Annotated in this window: 2 protein-coding genes and 2 pseudogenes; 2 read left to right on the top strand and 2 right to left on the bottom strand. The window is 51.8% G+C overall.

What is annotated here, in order from left to right:
* Nucleotides 1-183 precede the first annotated feature (183 nt).
* Nucleotides 184-945, bottom strand: a pseudogene (locus ACWNRM_RS15130) (transposase).
* A gap of 678 nt (nt 946-1,623) precedes the next feature.
* On the opposite strand from ACWNRM_RS15130, the gene ACWNRM_RS15135 reads away from it, so the two are divergent.
* Both ACWNRM_RS15135 and ACWNRM_RS15140 read left to right on the top strand, forming a co-directional pair.
* Nucleotides 1,624-2,070, top strand: coding sequence for a sterol desaturase family protein (locus ACWNRM_RS15135; protein ID WP_485172252.1), 447 nt, complete (start codon nt 1,624-1,626; stop codon nt 2,068-2,070).
* A gap of 21 nt (nt 2,071-2,091) precedes the next feature.
* Complete coding sequence (locus ACWNRM_RS15140) at nt 2,092-3,303, top strand: glycosyltransferase family 4 protein (protein ID WP_485172251.1); 1,212 nt, start codon at nt 2,092-2,094, stop codon at nt 3,301-3,303.
* Here the strand turns inward: ACWNRM_RS15140 and ACWNRM_RS15145 are convergent.
* Nucleotides 3,280-3,642: pseudogene (locus ACWNRM_RS15145) on the bottom strand (transposase); the annotation flags it as partial. The gene ACWNRM_RS15140 and the pseudogene ACWNRM_RS15145 overlap by 24 nt on opposite strands.
* Between the last annotated feature and the right edge of the window lie 127 nt (nt 3,643-3,769).

The following is a 3,769-nucleotide window of genomic DNA, read 5'->3' on the forward strand; positions in this document are numbered from 1 at the left end:
CGTGCTCTCGTGCTCTCGTGCTCTCGTGCTCTCGTGCTCTCGTGCTCTCGTGCTCTCGTGCTCTCGTGCTCTCGTGCTCTCGTGCTCTCGTGCTCTCGTGCTCTCGTGCTCTCGTGCTCTCGTGCTCTCGTGCTCGATGTCCCAGGTGACAAAAATGCGGTCGATAAAAGCCTGTTTGGAAACTCACGGATGGGCATTTCTGCGGGTGAGATTGTGGCGCCCATGGCAGCGAGGATCATGGCTTGTGAGTCGGCGCCAGCGGGTCATCCAGCCAAATGTCCGCTCCACGACCCATCGGCGCGGCAAGACCTCAAATCCTTTTGCTGTATCTGACCGGCGGATAATCTCGACCGTAAAGCCGTGAAAGGCCGCTTTGTTCATCAACTGCAAGCGGTCATAAGCCTCATCTGAGAACAGATGCTTTACCCACGGCCAGCGTTTGCGGATAGCATTCAGGATCATCTGTCCGTCCGTACGATCCGAAATATCGGTCAGCCTGAGCCTGAGCCTGAGCCTGAGCCTAAGCCTAAGCCTAAGCCTAAGCCTAAGCCTAAGCCTAAGCCTGAGCAGAAGCAGTCGGCCATCTGTATCAACAGCGATGTGGCGTTTCCAGCCGATAACCTTCTTGCCTGCGTCATAACCACGGGTCTTTGCATGAGGAGCCTTTATTACTCTGGCTGTCGATAACGCCACCAGATGGACTGGCCTCGCGTCCCGCGGCTTCACGATCGAGCATCAGGCAGACATCATGGCTGGGATGAAACAGGAAACGACGCATCAGCCCGAGCGAACAAAATAACGCAGCGCGTTGATGATCTTACGAAAATCAGTTGCCTGTTTTCAACCACGCCAGCGCAAGGGCGGTATCAGGGGCGCTGCGCGCTCCCATTCCCCATCGCTCAGATCAGACCGGTGACGCTTCCTCTTGCGCTTGATATTGGCCATCCGGCCTCATTGTTCTGGCGTCCACATTCCGACTCCGAATCATGTGCCAAACCTCCTGAAAACTACTCACACCAAATTTCCAAAAGGGCTCTAAGAGCCTGTTTGGAAAGTCCTCTGATGATGGCCCCTGGCAGCTGAACCGAGCAATTGACGATCATGAAACAGCGGAAATCAGGGCATTTGCGCAAAAGCTAAATGGGCACCCGACCATTTGTCGGGCTCAGACGCAGTTTCCAAACAGGCTCTAACTGCTCCATCAGTCTCAAAACCCGAAGATACTCTGCTCATATGGATTGGCTTGCCTCATACTTCATGATCTCATGACCCTATATCAGTCTTGGCGCGCTGTGCGCCACTACCGAACCTTCATGAGACGAATTACTGACGGTCTTCAGGATCAGCCGGTAATGACCGGTTACTGCTGGAGCGACCTACTGTGATTTACATGGAGCGGGCCGAGTGATAGGGTTGAAAATTCTTGGTTAACTGTGTCAGAGACAGGTGAGGTTTGCAATGAGGGAGCGGATTTTTAGAGCACATCCGACCCGGGTCCGCCTGTTTAGAAACAGATGGCTTGAGCTAACAACGTTAACTCCTTTTCCTCTTTTTTTGAGCGTCTGGCTCTCAATTGATGCTATCGCTATCGCTAGGGCCATTCAGACTGATACTGGCGCGGCAATGGCAGGATCGTTTATCTTTGGGTTGTCACTATGGGTACTCTTTGAGTATATAGCACACCGCTACATCTTCCATCTCAATCTCAAATCAGCGCTCGGCCAACACTTCATCTTCTTGATTCATGGCAATCATCACGCTGATCCAAAAGACCCTCTACGCAGTATCATGCCGTTAACTGTGAGCCTTCCTCTGGGCGTCCTGATATGGCTGATTTGGCAACATTCGGGTCTTACGGCAGCCAATTCGGGATTTGCCGGGTTCGTTGTCGGCTACACTTTCTATGATACCGTGCACTGGGCGTGTCATCAATCCAACATACGGGGTCGATTGGCTCGAATTTTGCGTAGGCATCATTTACTACATCACTATGCTCCTACGCACGGCAACTACGCTACGACCGTACCGCTCGTAGATCGACTTTTCAAAACACATATTCGCCCGCGTTAAGCGTCCGATTATATGCGGATTATGCTAGACGCACGGAATACCGGACGCGCTCATGGCACGGGTATTACAACATACACACGAACTCTTTCAGAAGCACTGAGGAGGCGGGGCAGTTTGTCGGTAGGCTGGCTTAACGAAGCCCCCCACGGAGACGTGGCGGCTTCTACGGCAGCACATACAGCATCGGCGCGCGCGCGCCGCTTTTTACGCGCCCTAAGTTCGCACTCACGGAAAGCCACGACCGGCACAGGTGCAAATCAGCGTGATCTTTTTTCACATGATATATTTCGTATTGCACATGTACATTTCAATATTTACGGGAGACCGCTCACTCTAAAGGCTGCCGAGCCACCATCAATAATGCATTGGACTTGTCCCCTACCTATCCACATGAGAGACTGTTTGAATATCGTTACAATCCACGATATCATCCCTCTTTTGTATCCTGAGTTCTGTGATACAAATCCGATACGTTTAAAACGGTTACTCGAAAATGTTATCAATCAATCGGACATGATTGTGACCATCTCGGAAACCGTGAAACGGGATCTGCAATCTTTTTTCGGCCTCCCCCCTACGTATATCCGTGTTATCCCACAAATTACCGACACAATGGGCGAGAGCGCCCATATCGACCCAGATACAATCACGCCTTGCCCTGATGGCAGCTTTGTTCATATTGGCACAATTGAGCGACGTAAGAATATTGCCCGATTGATCGAAGCCCATAGCCGCAGTCGCAGTGTTAGGAACTTGGTACTGATTGGCCCAGACGGTTTTGGCGCAGAAGAGGAACTTTCTGCTCTTGCACGTCACGCGCACCCGGAAAGGGTCATACGACTACCTTGGATCGACCGGAACTCGTTATTGGCGGCCATGTCCCGCGCTCGCGCAATCGTATTCCCGTCTCTTGCGGAAGGTTTCGGTCTACCAATTATTGAGGCTATGGCATTGGGAGTGCCCGTATTGACTTCCAAAGGTGGCACAACTGAAGAAATAGCTGGTAATGCAGGCCTTCTAGTAGATCCTTACGATATCGCGTCAATATCACATGGCCTTGCGCAACTAGACAATAATGATGAAAGATGTTGCGAACTTATAGAACGAGGTCGTGAGAGGATAATTTCGTCCAACATGCACGATTACGGGTCTCTCTATGAGGATCTCTATAAGGAAGTACTCACTCGTCGTCAGAGGCCTTTTGGACATTCACGGATGAGTGTTTCGGCGTAGTATGAGGCTTCGCATGGCGATGTAGATCATGGCTTCTGCGACGTCGATACGCTGTTCGTCGTCCCTCACCAGTCGGCGCCAGCGGGTCATCCAGCCAAATATCCGCTCCACGACCCATCGGCGCGGCAAGACCTCAAATCCTTTTGCTATATCTGACCGGCGGATAATCTCGACCGTAAAGCCGTGAAAGGCCGCTTTGTTCATCAACTGCAAGCGGTCATAAGCCCCATCTGAGAACAGATGCTTTACCCACGGCCAGCGTTTGCGGATAGCATTCAGGATCATCTGTCCGTCCGTATTATCCGAAATATCGGTCAGCCTGAGCAGAAGCAGTCGGCCAGATGGAGGGTTCGAAGAACCCACTGGTTTTGAAACCAGCTCTGTGATTCCATTCGTCCGGTTCTGACTGAGGGAATGGCGCTATGAAGCAGTGTGGTTTCTTTGACGTTGAGGAGCGGCTTGCCCG

The sequence above is a fragment of the Asaia sp. A2 genome, from assembly GCF_057319415.1.

Coding starts and splice junctions, on each gene's coding strand:
- ACWNRM_RS15135 (WP_485172252.1), top strand. CDS start 1,624: ATGGCAGGATCGTTTATCTTTGGGTTGTCACTATGGGTACTCTTTGAG.
- ACWNRM_RS15140 (WP_485172251.1), top strand. CDS start 2,092: ATGCTAGACGCACGGAATACCGGACGCGCTCATGGCACGGGTATTACA.